Origin of the sequence: Paenibacillus sp. Soil766 (genome assembly GCF_001428105.1) — a bacterium.
Taxonomy (GTDB): domain Bacteria; phylum Bacillota; class Bacilli; order Paenibacillales; family NBRC-103111; genus Paenibacillus_E.
The window spans coordinates 39190-54129 of record NZ_LMSJ01000017.1; the positions used below are offsets into that span (position 1 = coordinate 39190).

Annotated in this window: 15 protein-coding genes and 1 pseudogene; 10 read left to right on the plus strand and 6 right to left on the minus strand. The window is 46.2% G+C overall.

What is annotated here, in order from left to right:
* Positions 1-40 precede the first annotated feature (40 nt).
* From ASG89_RS14090 to ASG89_RS37145, 3 genes and pseudogenes are all read left to right on the plus strand, one after another.
* Positions 41-592: pseudogene (locus tag ASG89_RS14090) on the plus strand (aminoacetone oxidase family FAD-binding enzyme); the annotation flags it as partial.
* A 240-nt stretch (positions 593-832) separates the two neighbouring features.
* On the plus strand, positions 833-1054 hold the full coding sequence (locus ASG89_RS37665; RefSeq protein ID WP_157276658.1) for a hypothetical protein: 222 nt from the start codon (positions 833-835) through the stop codon (positions 1052-1054).
* A 5-nt stretch (positions 1055-1059) separates the two neighbouring features.
* Entirely contained in the window at positions 1060-1218 is a 159-nt protein-coding gene (locus tag ASG89_RS37145) for a hypothetical protein (RefSeq protein ID WP_200963481.1), read from the plus strand.
* Between the two features lie 74 nt (positions 1219-1292).
* Here ASG89_RS37145 and ASG89_RS14095 read toward each other — a convergent pair whose 3' ends face one another.
* Together ASG89_RS14095 and ASG89_RS14100 are read right to left on the minus strand one after the other, a co-directional pair.
* Positions 1293-2648 (minus strand): dicarboxylate/amino acid:cation symporter, encoded by a 1356-nt coding sequence (locus ASG89_RS14095; RefSeq protein ID WP_057311350.1) that lies wholly within the window; start codon positions 2646-2648, stop codon positions 1293-1295.
* A 178-nt stretch (positions 2649-2826) separates the two neighbouring features.
* Entirely contained in the window at positions 2827-3603 is a 777-nt protein-coding gene (locus ASG89_RS14100) for a hypothetical protein (protein ID WP_057311351.1), read from the minus strand.
* A gap of 259 nt (positions 3604-3862) precedes the next feature.
* Here ASG89_RS14100 and ASG89_RS14105 point away from each other — a divergent pair, with 259 nt between their 5' ends.
* Both ASG89_RS14105 and ASG89_RS14110 read left to right on the plus strand, forming a co-directional pair.
* Positions 3863-5377: a spore germination protein gene (locus ASG89_RS14105; protein WP_057311352.1), complete on the plus strand. Its 1515-nt coding sequence runs from the start codon at positions 3863-3865 to the stop codon at positions 5375-5377.
* Positions 5374-6597 carry a Ger(x)C family spore germination protein gene (locus ASG89_RS14110; protein WP_057311353.1) on the plus strand — a complete coding sequence of 408 codons (1224 nt, stop codon included), beginning with the start codon at positions 5374-5376 and terminating at the stop codon, positions 6595-6597. The genes ASG89_RS14105 and ASG89_RS14110 overlap by 4 nt, the downstream gene beginning before the upstream one ends.
* Positions 6598-6601: 4 nt before the next feature.
* Here the strand turns inward: ASG89_RS14110 and ASG89_RS14115 are convergent, their stop codons facing one another.
* The 3 genes from ASG89_RS14115 to ASG89_RS14125 all read right to left on the minus strand — a co-directional run bounded on the left by ASG89_RS14115 (position 6602) and on the right by ASG89_RS14125 (position 9229).
* Complete coding sequence (locus ASG89_RS14115) at positions 6602-7690, minus strand: GerAB/ArcD/ProY family transporter (RefSeq protein WP_057311354.1); 1089 nt, start codon at positions 7688-7690, stop codon at positions 6602-6604.
* 191 nt (positions 7691-7881) lie between these two features.
* Positions 7882-8298 (minus strand): hypothetical protein, encoded by a 417-nt coding sequence (locus ASG89_RS14120; protein ID WP_057311355.1) that lies wholly within the window; start codon positions 8296-8298, stop codon positions 7882-7884.
* Positions 8299-8377: 79 nt separating this feature from the next.
* Positions 8378-9229, minus strand: coding sequence for an inositol monophosphatase family protein (locus ASG89_RS14125; protein WP_057311356.1), 852 nt, complete (start codon positions 9227-9229; stop codon positions 8378-8380).
* Between the two features lie 168 nt (positions 9230-9397).
* Here ASG89_RS14125 and ASG89_RS14130 point away from each other — a divergent pair, with 168 nt between their 5' ends.
* Positions 9398-10363, plus strand: coding sequence for an aldolase catalytic domain-containing protein (locus ASG89_RS14130; RefSeq protein ID WP_056610687.1), 966 nt, complete (start codon positions 9398-9400; stop codon positions 10361-10363).
* 91 nt (positions 10364-10454) lie between these two features.
* Here the strand turns inward: ASG89_RS14130 and ASG89_RS14135 are convergent, their stop codons facing one another.
* A complete protein-coding gene (locus tag ASG89_RS14135; protein ID WP_057311357.1) occupies positions 10455-10778 on the minus strand; it encodes a hypothetical protein in 324 nt (107 codons plus the stop codon).
* 184 nt (positions 10779-10962) lie between these two features.
* Here ASG89_RS14135 and ASG89_RS14140 point away from each other — a divergent pair, with 184 nt between their 5' ends.
* The 4 genes from ASG89_RS14140 to ASG89_RS14155 are packed head-to-tail and all read left to right on the plus strand — an operon-like array spanning position 10963 to position 14883.
* On the plus strand, positions 10963-12057 hold the full coding sequence (locus ASG89_RS14140; protein WP_057311358.1) for a GerAB/ArcD/ProY family transporter: 1095 nt from the start codon (positions 10963-10965) through the stop codon (positions 12055-12057).
* Positions 12058-12071: 14 nt separating this feature from the next.
* Positions 12072-13508, plus strand: coding sequence for a spore germination protein (locus tag ASG89_RS14145; protein WP_057311359.1), 1437 nt, complete (start codon positions 12072-12074; stop codon positions 13506-13508).
* Complete coding sequence (locus ASG89_RS14150) at positions 13505-14674, plus strand: Ger(x)C family spore germination protein (protein ID WP_082593196.1); 1170 nt, start codon at positions 13505-13507, stop codon at positions 14672-14674. The genes ASG89_RS14145 and ASG89_RS14150 overlap by 4 nt, the downstream gene beginning before the upstream one ends.
* The gene (locus ASG89_RS14155; RefSeq protein ID WP_057311361.1) at positions 14674-14883 is read left to right on the plus strand and encodes a hypothetical protein; all 210 of its coding nucleotides are present in this window, start codon (positions 14674-14676) and stop codon (positions 14881-14883) included. Before ASG89_RS14150 ends, ASG89_RS14155 begins: the two co-directional genes overlap by 1 nt.
* The last annotated feature ends 57 nt before the right edge of the window (positions 14884-14940 follow it).

A 14940-nucleotide genomic window follows, 5' to 3' on the forward strand; every position in this document is an offset into this window, starting at 1 on the left:
TATTCATAGAGAAAACTGATTTCAATAGTTTTGGGGGTGATTACTGTTCACCCACTTCGGCCTGTCAGGGCCGATCGCGCTGCGCTGCAGCCAGTTCGTCGTGAAGGAACTGAACAAATCCGAGCGCAAAGAAGTGCTCGTCACGGTGGATTTGTTCCCCGAGCGGAGCACCGACGAGGTATACAGCGAGAGCATGGCGCTCGCGAGGAGCGACGCGAAGAAAGCGATTAAGAACGTGCTCAAGTCCCTGCTCTCCGAGCGGCTCATACCGCTGCTGCTCGCGAAGTCGGAGCTGGACGAGCAGCTGACGTATGACAACATTCCGAAGCAGAAATGGTTAGAGCTGTGCAAGCTCATGAAGGCCTTCCCTGTTATCGTTAAGGGAACGCTGTCTTTGGAAGAAGCTTTCGTGACCGGCGGGGGGATTCAGCTCAAAGAAGTCGATCCAAGCACGATGCAGTCGAAGCTGGTTCAAGGACTCTACTTCTGCGGAGAAATTCTTGATATCCATGGCTACACCGGCGGGTACAATATCACGGCAGCCTTCTCCACAGGGTATATGGCGGGCACGCATGCGGCGATGCAGGACTAGGTGATACCTCGTTTTAAACAGGAAACTCCACGACTAGACGCTCTTGAACTTCATTAACTGGAGAAACTACAGCTATTTTGCGCAAGAATCGTCATTTAATAAGAATAACTGGATTTCCTCCAGCTAATTGTGCACATCTTCGTTGAAATGGGCGAATGACGAGAAATTAGCTGGATTTTTTCCATTTAAATGGTGATTTCGATTGAAAAACGGCTAGGTTAACTGTAGATTTTCCATCTAATGCTGCTCGGAACCCCTCGGGTAGCTAGCATATGGAAGTCGCTTGGAGGGAACGCGTTACTTGGCGGGTACGCATGCGGCGAAACAGGACTACTATCCGAGATTGACGGATACGAAGTCGATGTCATTTGTTCCATTTTTAGCAGTTCGGTGATTCAGCAGCTACCCGAATGGGTAGTATTTGGTATAGAGGTCATCACCCATACCAGACAAGGGAGCTGATAACGATGGAACCGATGAAAAGCGTAGATATTGAGCAGAAGCGAATTGAGCAAAAATATGACAAGGGACTTGTCGCATCAACCTTTATCAAATATTCAGCGTACATCATCATCATTTTCGGACTGTTGTATTTCCTGGTCCGTTACGTATTCCCACGGTTGTAGAACATACATCGACCCAAAAGCAAAAAGACGAACACACACCCAAGGTGCTGTTCGTCTTTTTGCTTTTCTATTTATTAAGCAGTTACTAGATCCAACTCGTCTTCCTCATCACGATCGAATGAAGCGCGGTCGAATTCACCTTCGGATTCAGCTACTAACAGCGCCGTTACCGTAGTTCCAGTTGCATTAACAGCTGTACGACCCATATCGATCAAAGCTTCAACACCTAGAACTAGACCCATACCTTCAATCGGTAAGCCGAGTGCAGTCAATACAACCGTTGTTGAGATGGAAGCAGGACCAGGTACACCAGCCACCCCGATGGAGGAAATGACAGCTACTAAGATCAACAACGCATATTCGGAAATGCCAAGCGGCAGATTGTATACTTTTGCTACGAAAATCGCCACAATCGCCGGCCAAACACCACCACAGCCGTTAAAGTTCATCGTTGCCCCAAGCGGTGCCACGAAGCTAGCAATACGCGGTGATACGCGAAGACGTTTCGTAATCACTTCCAAATTCACAGGAAGCGTTGCATAACTACTACGTGTTGTGAAAGCAACAGCGATCGTCGGATATGCCTTTTTGAAGAATTTAATCGGGTTCACTTTCGCTACAAGCAGCACAAGGCCACCGAATACTAAGACGAAGTGAATAATGAGTGCCACGTAGGAAGTCAAAATAATTTTAGCTAACGGCTCTAACGTTTCCCAACCGTATTTCCCTGCCATAGCCGCGATCAACGCGTACACCCCGTAAGGTGTCAAACGAATCACATACTTAACAACTTGGTGCATAACCGCAGCAGCTGAAGTAATGAACGCCTTCACAGAAGCTACAGCTTCAGGTTTCTTGGAACCTACCGACACGATCGCAACAGCTACAAAAATCGCGAAGATGAGAACCGGTACAACCTTACCACTCGCCATGTCGCTAATTGGATTGGATGGTACTAGATCCAAAATAACTTGGGAGAAAGTTGGAATTTCTTTGGCTTTAAAATCCTTCGGAACAGCTTGTGCGATCCCGTTACCTGGATCAATCGCCAATGCCACGAGTAGACCGATCAAAGCTGCGATCCCCGTTGTAAGTAGGAACCAACCAATTGTTTTGAAACCCAATTTACGAAGTTGAGCCATGTTGGACAACGACGAAATACTATTAATAACAAGAATAAATACCAGTGGCATAACAAGCATTTTGATCAGATTGACGTAAATCGTTCCGATTGTGCTGACACTTTTAAATTGCAGACCTACCTGATTAAAAATGACCCCTGCGATGATACCTAATCCTAAACCGATGAATACTCGGTTACCGAAGCTGACTTTCTTTTTACCCAGAAAATAAATAAATCCAATCACTACTAATGAAACGACTAAACTGACCCAGTTTGTTTGAAATGCGCTTACTAGGTTGTTTTGCATGATCAACATCTCCAATCCCTATTGGTTCACTTGGTTTAATTGTGATAAATATATGACAACTCACATGGACTGTCAATGGTTACTGTTTCCAATTTACATAAAAAACCGAACAATCCCTCTATTTATACGAGGGTCGATTCGGTTTTAGATCATTTTTATGAAATTTTGTGTAAAACAACTACATCGTATGTTGGTCATGGACAATAGCAACCACATACCACTGTGAACCTGTGTATTCAAAAACCAACCGTAAACTGGTCCAATCCATACCTTGATACTGGGTATCAAAACCTGGGAAATGGTATTCAACTGTTATATAGGAAGACGTGGGGTACACACTGAACACATTGTTGACCATGTTTCCTTTGCCAATCATCGTGTTATAGCTAATTTGTGGCGCAGCGGCAAAGTTAGCGTTATATACAAATTTAGCCCAATAGTTTGGCATCGTCAGATCAATGGGGTCGCCCGACCCATCGAAAGTCCCCCAATGCGTGAGACTCGTGCTAGCCCATAGCGTCGCAAGATTGCTGCCTTGCACTTGAATGTCTGTCGCTGTATCAATATAGGAATACGGTGAGAATTGCACACCCTTCTGCGGATGCACGAGCTTGGCAAGCTTCGATATATTCTTCTCCTTCAGTACGGCCACCACTTCTTGAGCACGGGCTTCGATCACTTTCTTAGCATCTGCTGCAGTGGAGAAGCTGGGGGGCTTAGTAATTGGCGAAGGCTTCACGCTAGCTGTTGCCTGCTGCTTAGTCGTCGCAACTGGTGTCGTTGTCGCAGTTGGTTGTAGAGTATCTGGAGCCAGCGTAGGCACAGGGGAGGGCAGCGATGTGACACTCGTGGTTGGCTGCGTCGTTGGCTGAGAGCTGCTCGTGACCCCATTTACGGTCATCTTCTCGCTGCAGCCTGCGAATACGCTGACCAAACTGACCATCACCACGGCCATAGCAATCTTCCTCCTACTTCCCATGAGAACCACTCCTTCTTCAATTATCTTCCTTATTACAACAAACGTATGCGCGGCACGAAAGGTTACATCCTATTGATCTATAACCATAATAAAGTTGAACACAGCCCCCTCCGTTCTCGTACATGCGCCATATCGGATAATCCACTGTGCTCTGACCCTTCATCTTTTGTTAATCTTGGAGCTATTGGAGATACTACACAATTGGAAGCATCGCTTACTTAAATGGAGGAGGAATATGCGTTTGCACAAGCCAGATTTAAGCACAGAACTCGTTATGAACGAGAAGATGCTTAGAGAAACTTTTCAAGGTTGCTCCGATATCGTATTTCGTCCAATCTGCAGCAACCCTAAAGTACTGCTAATTTATACCGATGGTTTAATCGATACAAAAACATTGGATGAAGTTGTGTTACAGCCGATCCTATTTGATGAAACTTCCAGCGGGTTGAACCGTGTTCCTATTTCAGGACAGATCATCCAAGAGCAACTGATTGCGATCTCGCAAATTCAAACGGTTTCTACCCTAAAGGAAGTGACTGATGGGATTCTCAAGGCGAATATCGCCCTATTAGTCGACGGAGAAAACAAGACTATCATCGCTGATCTCAAAGGATTCGAGAAACGCGCTGTTGAAGAACCAGCCGCCGAAGTTTCTGTCCGCGGGCCCAGAGACGGCTTTACAGAAACGTTACGAATTAATACAAGTTTAATCCGCAGACGAATCCGCAGTCCCAAGCTGAAAATGGAATCGGTTACGGTCGGTCAAGTTTCTCAGACTGATCTCGCAATCGTTTATATGGATGGGATTGTCTCCAATACGATCTTAGCGGAAGTCCGTAAGAGAATCGAACGAATCCAAATTGACGGGGTTCTGGAATCAGGTTTTATCGAAGAATTTATTGAAGATGCTACTTGGTCTCCCTTCCCCCAAATTCAAAATACCGAGCGCCCCGATGTCGTATGCGCCAGTCTACTTGAAGGGAAAATCGCAATTATCGTTGATAACACACCATTCGCGCTGGTTCTTCCGATGACTTTTTGGACTGGCTTGCAAGCGGTTGAGGATTATTATGAACGCTCAATTTACACGACCTTCGTTCGATTCGTTCGCTATTCCTTATTAAATATTGCACTGTTACTTCCGTCTTTCTATGTCGCGCTCTCCACCTTTCATCAACAGCTTATTCCTACGAACCTACTCATTAGTATCGCTAATTCCAGGGAAGGCGTCCCGTTTCCTACGTTTGTTGAAACGTTGTTGATGGAGTTTATGTTCGAAGGACTTCGGGAGGCGGGAATTCGCATGCCTAAAGCCGTTGGTTCAGCCGTTAGCATTGTTGGAGCTCTTGTCATTGGGCAAGCCGCCGTGCAAGCAGGTATCGTATCCGCTCCTGTTGTGATTATTGTAGCCACAACCGGAATCGCATCCTTTGCCATTCCCCGATATAATTTCGGGAATGCCTACCGGCTTCTTCGTTTCCCGATGTTGCTATTAGCGGGAATGTTAGGTTTATATGGGATTATAAGCGGCGTATTTCTCTTAATCATACATCTCCTTAACCTACGTTCGTTTGGAGTCCCCTACATGAGTCCGGTAGTTTCACAAATGCCTCGTAACATGAAGGATGTACTCATCCGTGCGCCCAGATGGAGTATGATCTGGCGTCCCTCCAACCTCACAGGGGTAAATAAGAAGCGTATCCCCGAAGGTCAACAACCAAGTCCAAAACGAGGGAGAGAAGGCAAATGAATAGAAAATTTGGGCGATGCTTTATTCTAATCCTCTCTCTTTTATTTATAACGGGCTGTTGGGATAATTCGGAAGTGAACGAGCTTGCCATTGAACTCGCATGGGGGATCGACAAGACTCAGAACAAGAAAATCATGATCAGTACCCAAGCAATCATCCCGTCCAAAATCAAAGGCGGGCAGTACGAGGGTACAGGTGGAGTAAGCAAAGGAAAGCCATTTTTTGTCGTCACCAGCGAGGGGATGAATACGCTCGATGCGGTTCGGCGGATGCAGAGTCAGCTTTCCCGGAGAGTGTTCCGCGGTCATAGGCGAGTCATTGTGATTGGGGAATCCATGGCTCGACAGGGGATTAAGGAGGTAATCGATACCTACACAAGAGATCCGAACCTCAAGTTGCGAACCGATATATTTATTGTTAAGGGAGGTACTGCAAAGGATTTCTTACAAATATCGTACCCCTTAGAGACAATTCCCGGTCTCGCCGTTTTAGGTGAATTCAACCAGTTGGGAACAATCCGGGAAATGGGACTCTTAAACTTTTTACTCTCGGCAACCAAGGAAGGAGCCTGTCCATACGTCCCCTCAATTGCAATAGGCATGACCCCTGCTACTCGAGATGAAGAAATTCAAAAAGATCAATCCAATGCGGATGTAGAAGGTTTCCGAATCGCAGGACCTGGTATCTTTAATAAAGAATTGAAATTGGTTGGATTCTTGAATGTAGATGAAGGTTGGGCAATCCGATGGGTAACCGGGAATCTGAAGAAGTTGACGATATCAGCAGCGATACCGCAAGAGGATGGCAACACGAGTATGGACCTATACAAGATTGAAAGTAAAATTGAACCGGTTATCCAAGGGGACAAGTTAAAAATCCTTGTCACGTTAACGGGGCAAGGAGCGATTCGTGAAAACAACACTCATCTAGATCTCACCCAATCGAAAAATATTACCCTTCTCCAAAACGCATTGAACAAACACGTTGAAGAGTCCGTCCTTCAAACGATTACCAAAGTGCAACAACAGTTTGGGACAGATGTGTTCGGATTCAGCGATACCATTCGCAGGACTAATTTACCATACTGGAAATCCGTAAAGCATGATTGGGAATCCACGTTTCGGGAAGCCGATATTTCCGTTAATGCGAAATTGACGGTTCGACGGATAGGAATAACGGGGCCATCGCTGCATTTGAAAACAGACGAGACTAAGAAATGAAGATTCATTTCTTCTTCAATTGCCGCAACCAAGTAACGATGAGAAGGATTACTGGTAAGACTAAGAGCAAGGGCATCCACACGTAAGGTACAAGTATTTCAAAGTGGTGATGATAAATGTGCTCGGCAATGTTTTGGGACATGGTCATGCCAAGAAATAATGCGATGGCGCATGCTGGCACGACAAGTACGCGATAGCTCTTCATATTCGTTAATTGCTGAATCCCGCTTACCGCTGCGAGCATATGAACGACGCTTTTTAAAAGTGCCGTCATCAAAAGGTAGAGGACGCCGAACATTTGTAAGTTTTCAATGAAATTCCCGATACTTATCAAACTCAGTAAGGTGTATAAAGGGTATAAAAAACCCGAAAACATGTCTCCAAAAACTAAAATAGCCAACATGTCAAAGATAGTTATCAGGATGCCGGACAGCAAAGTTGCGAGGATCGTAATCTTCATCACTTTGTTAGGGCTTTTAGTCTCCGGCCAGAACATGGCAAGGACGAGCGTTTCCCCAAAGGATTGCGTGATGCCGGGTGGGTAAACAACTTTCCAGACAGGCTCCCACCCTTTTTCAAAAATAGGCAAGACATTATTGATATGCAAGACGCTGGAGCTAAAAAGAAGAATGACCTCAATAAAAACCAAGAATAATACGATGGGAAGGAACATTTCTCCTAGTCGAGAAAGGATCTCAACTCCACCATATACGCAATAGGCAATGATGATGGCAAATACCCCTGCGATAATAATAAGCGGTGTATTAGCTAATACGGTTGTTGAGACCATATCTCTGATATCCGCAATAATCCGCCCAACAATATACAGAGACATAAGTGGATACAGAAATGCAAGAGGCGTCCCGATCTTGCGCCCAAATTGCGCTGGAAACCATTGAACAAGGGTTAACCCCGGATTCATCCGCATTAAGGCAATATAGATCAGAATTACGAATACACCCAGACAACAGGAGACCAGTTCGCCAATCCACGCATCCCTGCCTGCCGCGCCCCCGAAGCCAAAGACAATGGTCGTACCTAATTGAAAAATAAAAGTAATCGCGAATAACTGGTAGACGGAAATTTTATGCATAGTATCCTCTCGAAACAATCTGATTCGCTCTCGCTGCCAAAGACACAACGTCTCGGAATATTAGGCTGGATCAGCCCCTTCCCGCATCAGCTATTATTACCAATGGAAAGATACGGTAATCGTTTAAAGCCCGAGAATTGCTCCTCGGGCCCTTCTACATTATGCTCTTGTCTTGAACACACCGACACCGATTAAATTCGAATACCGGCGCTAAAGTGATTATAATCATCCGCCGAAGGATCGAAAGCCGCCTCGTCATCACTCGGTACCGCATCGTGATCCGATACCACCGCGGATGCCGCATAGCTGTCGGACCAATCCTCATTCACAGTATGTGCCGGAATGCGGATGGAGCCTTCCAGGTCATACGCCATGGCGAAGGTGGCCTGCTCGGATTGCACCTGCGGACGATCCACTAGCCGCCCACCGTGGGATTGAGCGATTTCGATAGCCGAGGTGATCTCCTGCTCATCGAGGTGAATGTGCAGCGTTGCGCGCTCCACTTCCAGCAGCTCCGGCTTATAGCCGAGCTCTTCTAATGTATCTAACGCTAGCAAAGCATCTCGCCTTTGAGCGAATTCAAAAAAGATAGGAACAAAGTCCTTCATCTAACTGCACCCTTTCTCTTCCTTCAAATGGAAAGTCTGCCCTTAGGTTTGACCAATTGTTCCTATCCTATTCGAAAACCTAGTTCGCCGTCCTCATCATTGCTTCTTGAACGAGCTGGAGCAGCTCTGCGTGATAGGCTGGCACTGCGGCGACCAAGTAGATAGCTCCGTCAGCTTCCGCTTCTTCCTCAACGACTGCCGTGCCACCGAGCAAAGCAACCGGATTCCCCGCGAAATCCGTCACTTTCACACCAGCCTCCTGCGCTAGCAACAAGCCAGCATAGAGATCCTCCCCTTCGGAGTTGTACAGAACAACCCCGTGCAGATCGCCTCTGGCCAGCATCGTCCATACGATAGAAGGCGCCCATAGGCGCATCACTCTTTTGACCGAATACTCCAGATGATGTCGGAGCGCTAAGGCCCGCTGATCGTCCTTCGTTACGGCATGCCCTTGAATCCATGAAACAGTAGACTTCGTCAGCACACCACTAGGCTTCGCCAGCAGCCGCCGATCACCTTGCCAAGCGCCTTCGTCTTGAACAGCCACATAAGTGAGTTCCATAGCTGAATCATGCACGACCCCCAGTACAATCCGACCTTGATAGCTCAAAGAGATTGAAACACCGTACAAAGGGAGGCCTAGTGCGAAATTGTTCGTTCCATCTAAGGGATCCACGTGCCACACCCAGTCACTCGCTGCGCCACCCTCACCCGCTTCTTCACTATAGATGCGATGAGTCGGAAACACACTTAGGATGTCATCCACGATGAGACGATCTGCCTGCACGTCCACCTCTGTCACGAGATCACCGCGCTCATCTTTGTGCTGAAGGATGAATTGACCACCGAAACGTTTCTTGGCCAATTCCCCTGCTTTCACAGCCGCTCCTACAGCAACCTCTCTTGCTAATGTCCATTCGTTCCGATTCATTCCGTGCATCCCCCTCGCGTAATCACTTCTGTCCTTACCATATTACCATATCCTACCTAGAAAAGTTGGGTGAAAGCCTGCGCTTGCATTGACAAGCCACCTGTTCATAAGTGATAATATAGCAAAATCAGAAGGCGACAAGAGCTGTCGAAAGGGGTATTTGCGAGTATGGTAAAGCATCATCAACACAAGATTTTGGATTGTACGATTCGAGACGGCGGTTTGGTTAACGATTGGGATTTCAGCGTGGAGTTTGTCCAAGATATGTATCGTGGCTTGAGCGCTGCTGGCGTAGAATATATGGAAATTGGTTACAAAAACTCAGAAAAGCTACTAAAAGGCGGATCATCCGGCCCTTGGAGATTCCTTAACGAATCCTTCTTACGTGATGTTATCACCAAAAAAACAGATACAAAACTATCCGCTCTTGTTGATATCGGACGTGTGGATGAGAAAGACATTTTGCCTCGTGAAGACAGCTTACTTGACCTGATCCGCGTGGCTTGTTACATCAAGGATGTTGATAAAGGTCTTGAGCTTGTACAGAAATTCCATGACATGGGTTACGAAACGTCCTTGAACATCATGGCGCTTTCCCACGTAATGGAGAACGAATTAACGGAAGCCTTTGAAGAAATCAACAAAAGTGCAGTTGACGTTGTTTATGTTGTAGATTCCTACGGCAGCATGGGAAGCAAAGATATTGACTACCTTGTCTCCAAATTCCAACGCTTACTTCCAGAGAAGGAGCTTGGCTTGCATATGCACAACAACATGCAGCTCGCTTTCGCTAACACGATCACAGGAGCTTCCAAAGGTGTAACTTTCTTGGATTCCTCCGTGTACGGTATGGGTCGCGCTGCTGGTAACTGTACGACAGAATTGCTGCTCAGCCACCTCAAGGGAGCACGCTACGATGTACGTCCTGTTCTTGAAATCATTGAGAAGCATATGATCACAATGCGTGAGAAATGGGATTGGGGCTACCTCATTCCATACATGATCGTTGGTGCACTAGATGAGCACCCGCGCACAGCAATGGCATTGCTTGACTCAGCTGAGCGTAATAATTTCACTGACTTCTACGATCGTTTAACTTCCGTAGAAACATTCCCCTCTGCAAGCAAGAAATAATCTATACAACCTCAACAACCCCTATTCGGCAGTTCAGGAAGACCTTTCTCCTGACTGCACGACTAGGGGTTTATTGCGCCACATGCAACCGCTATTTGATAATTTTTGCTGACACCACATAGTTTTCTGCGTAAGCTCGATCGATCAAAAAAATGAAGTCCTCTCCATCTCTTCGATTGAAATTCTTTTTTGGAAAAACCTCAATATATTCACTATCAATCAGCATCGTGCATTTCTCATCCGTATAGATGAATCCAGATTCCAAACGCTTTATGGCTTCCACCATGACTTCCCTTGATTTCAAATCTCCATGAATCTCCACATAGACTTTGGCGGTAGCATTATGATCTTGGAGTAAAATCGCTACCTTGTGTTTCACTTTGATGCGCACCTTCTTTTTGGGAGATATGCTCATAGGTTGTTCTACTCCTTCATTCGTCTATAGATTCATTTTATGTCGGAATCGGGGCATGTGGACTAGGCTAATGGACAATTTCACACTTCTATTCCGTGAGACTTGGGTGTTTAAAGGCAAGGAAGGATAATTTTTCCCTAATTTGAAAATAGTAAGAGCATTAGCGCGTCAGGGGGTGTTCTGCGTGATTCAAGTGCTCTCGACATGGCAAACATTCTGCCTTTTGTTTTTATTCCAGCTAGGTACAACCATTGTATTTGGCTTCGCTAGCAGTGCTAAGCAGGACGCTTGGCTAGCTGCCCTACTCAGTGCCACCATTGGAATAAGCATCGTTTGGATGTTTAGTCGTATTTATGAACGAAATCCAGGTGAAACCTTAGTTTCCCTGCTCCAAATAACCTTCGGCAAGTACGTAGGCCACCTATTGACCTCACTTTATATCTTTGCTTTTACTTACGAATCGGGTCGCATTTTAAGGGATTTAGGGGAGTTAATGGGTACGTTTCTACTTCCAAGTACACCAGCTCCATTCTTAATGCTGCTTCTTGTCATATTGGTTGCTTATGCTTGTTATGCCGGGATTGAACGAATTGCCCGGTTAGCTGAACTCAGTATTATTATCGTTTTCTTGTTTACCTGCATCCAACTCATTCTGCTTATCTTCTCGGATGTCGTTGACTTCTCGTCGCTGCTGCCTGTTGCATCGGATTGGCGAAGCATTGGTGTAACGGTATTCCCCCTAGGCTTAACAACGACATTCGGTGAAGTTATCATCTTCGCCGTATTCTGGAAATTGACTGTCAGCCCCAGCAAGTTTCGCAAGGCTGCCCTTTACTCCTCCCTACTCGTCGGAGCTGTTTTTGTCGTTCTTGATCTTATTGCCGTTAGTACGCTAGGACCAGACCTTTTCTACCGCTCCTTTTATCCGCTTCTCACCAGCTTTCAGTTGATCCGAATCGCCGATTTTATCGACAATTTGGATCCTTTTGTTGTGACAACTTTCATTACAGGCGGTTTGTTCAAAATCATTCTATACGCCTACGCGGCATGCACAACGATCACCACACAGTGGAAAACGGAAAATCATCGCGTGGTGATTATACCGGTCGCTTTGCTAATTTGGTTTATTTCCATCTACACGGCCAAAAATATTGCCAGTCATATTTTTGTAGGCCTGAAGGTTGTGCCTTGGATTGTCGAACTCCCTTTATTCGTCGTAATCCCATTACTAATTTTCATCTTGAACGGGGTATTTAGAAAACGCAGCGTAGAGAGCTAAGGAGGGAGAATCGGATGCAACAAACACCAGTTGATGAGGCCATCGATATTACTCAACTGCAAGCTGATATCAATCAGCATCTTGATCACGATCCGGATCTAGTCTTCATGCACATCCGTTCTACCCTTATTGCCTACATCTCAGGTTTGGTTGACGCGGAGCGGATTGAACGCGAGATAACCAAACCCTTATCTGAAGCGCAGCCAACAACAGAAACGCTTTCCTCTCATCTTCTAACACCCGAATTCAAACAAACCCATCTGTTTGAAACGTTGATCGATAGTTTGCTCATTGGCTTTGTTATGATTGCCGAGCAAGGAGAGATGCAGGTGATATTGGCCAATCTGGCCTGCCTGCCACATCGTAATATTGAGCAACCTGAAACAGAATCAGGTGTCCGAGGTCCCAGAGAGGGCTTTACAGAGCATTTGGAAACCAATGTTTCTTTACTTCGACGTCGTTTGAAAACAGACAAATTAAGGATCAGAACCTGGCAAATCGGCGCTCTTAGCCAAACGGAAGTACGGCTCATTTATTTGGATGGTATCGCGGACCAAGAAATTGTCGATGAAATCATGAAGCGACTATCCGCTATTCATATTGATGCCGTACTGGAAAGCAGCTATATCGAGGAATTGATTCGGGATCATCCTTTCAGTATTTTCCCTACTTTGGAATACACAGAACGGCCCGATGTGGTAGCAGGTGCACTTTTGGAAGGGAAGGTATCTATTTTCACCAATAATACGCCCTTCGTATTAATTGCTCCGTTTCAATTCTGGTCGGCCTTTCAGTCCAGTGAAGACTACTACTTGATGTTCAGCAGTGCAACCTTCATTCGGTTTATTCGCTCTCTATCAATTGTTCTGGCTCTTCTATTGCCTTCTCTCTATGTGGCCATTACAACCTTCCACCCTGAGATGCTGCCGACAAATTTACTGCTATCTGTCGCAGGAGCCCGGGAAGCCTCTCCTTTCCCTGCTATGGTCGAGGCACTCATCATGGAAATTACATTCGAAGCGCTCCGGGAAGCGATACTCCGGTTACCGCGCGTCATGGGACAAACCGTTAGTATCGTTGGCGCTCTCGTCATCGGACAAGCGGTTGTGCAAGCTGGGATCGTATCGACCCCCATGGTCATCGTCGTTTCTGTGACGGGGATCGCTTCCTTCATGATCCCGCGCTATAACATGACTTTCTCCATTCGGATTATGCGCTTACTGCTGCTCTTGCTCGCCGGAACGCTCGGCTTCGTCGGAATCCTGCTTGGGCTTTTTACACTTGCCCTCTATTTGACGGGAGTCCGCTCCGTTGGTGTTCCTTACTTATCTCCGATTGCACCTTTGCGGTTAAAAGGACTGCGAGACTTTCTAATCCGTTCTCCGCATTGGCTTCTTAACCGGGATCTCGTCTCCACACCGCCAGAGGCTAGTAAGAAGAGGCACGAATGATGAGTAAAATGAATCAACTGATGGCGTACACGATGATTCTACTCCTATTGACAGGGTGCTGGGATCGCAAAGAAATTAATGATATTGCCATTATTCAGCTTTCCGCATTTGACCTGATGTCAGATACAGGCAAGTACCGTGGCTATGTGCAAGTTGCGATCCCCAAATCGATTGGTGCTGGCCAATTGACCACAAGCGGCGGCACGCAGCAGAAGACGTACATGTCGCTCGTCGATTATGGCGACAATATTGAGGCTATGACCGTGAAGCTAGAGCGTAAGCTTTCAAGAGATGTGTTGCCGTCACACCGCCGGATTTTCATGGTCGGAGAATCACTAGCCCGGCAAAACATGGCGCCCTTGCTAGATTTGATTTCAAGAAGTCCCAAAAATCGATTGCGCACCTATCTTGTCGTTGCTCGGGATACCGATGCCAAAAGTCTCGTCGAGTCGGAGTATCCCTTGGAAGCCACGAAGGAAGAAGCCTTGCGTGAAATCCTTGTTCGTAAAATGCAGATCCCTTCGATGCTCCGCAATTTCTATGCCTCCTCCGCTGCTCCTGGCATTGAGCCCGTAACAGCTGCGTTCTCCAAAGATAAGGATGGTAAAATTCTGCTCAGCAGCGTTGCCTTGTTTAATAAAACAACCTTGGTAGGCTATGTCGATGATATACAAGCTGTCGCACTTACGAGTCTGTTAGGCAAAAAGCCCTTCGGCGACGTGGATGTAGCTCTCCCCGATCAGGAAAGTAAATTGTCAGTTCGAGTCACAAAGTTAACTGCTAAAAAACGAGTGACAGTTTCTTCCGATGAGCAACCTCATTTTATTGTGGATATTACCGCTGAGGGCCGTATCATGGATAATCGATCGAATCTGGATCCAAGTGACCCAGCTATTATGGAGAAGCTCAATGTGTCCTTTCAAGAGGAATTAACGAAGAGTTATCAGAAGCTCTTTCACACCATGCAAACTACCTACAAGACAGATAATGCCGGTCTCGGACAGTCTGTCTATCGGAAGTATCCAAAGCTGTGGAAGAAAATCGAGAAGGATTGGGAGACTATTTATCCTGAAGTGGACGTTCAGTTCAAGGTTGCCGCTAATATTTATCAACTCGGCGTTCAAGGCGCTCCTTATTACCTGAGAGAGGATGAGATTAGTCAATAATGTGGCTCAAAATGACCGCTCTTACGATTCCATCTATCCTCATCGCCATCCAACAAATGTCCTATTGGACGAAACAGGGAAAGGGAAGCCGCAAACAAGCGATTATCTTTCTCATCTGGATGATCATAGCTTGGGGGATTGGATGCGCCTTTATCTGCGGATTCAGACTTCCTGAGCCTACCAAGCCGTTATTCCCTGGTTGGAAGTAGATCGGGTTAACACGCATCCGCATCTGCCCACATATATTAATCTCATTGATTAATGTG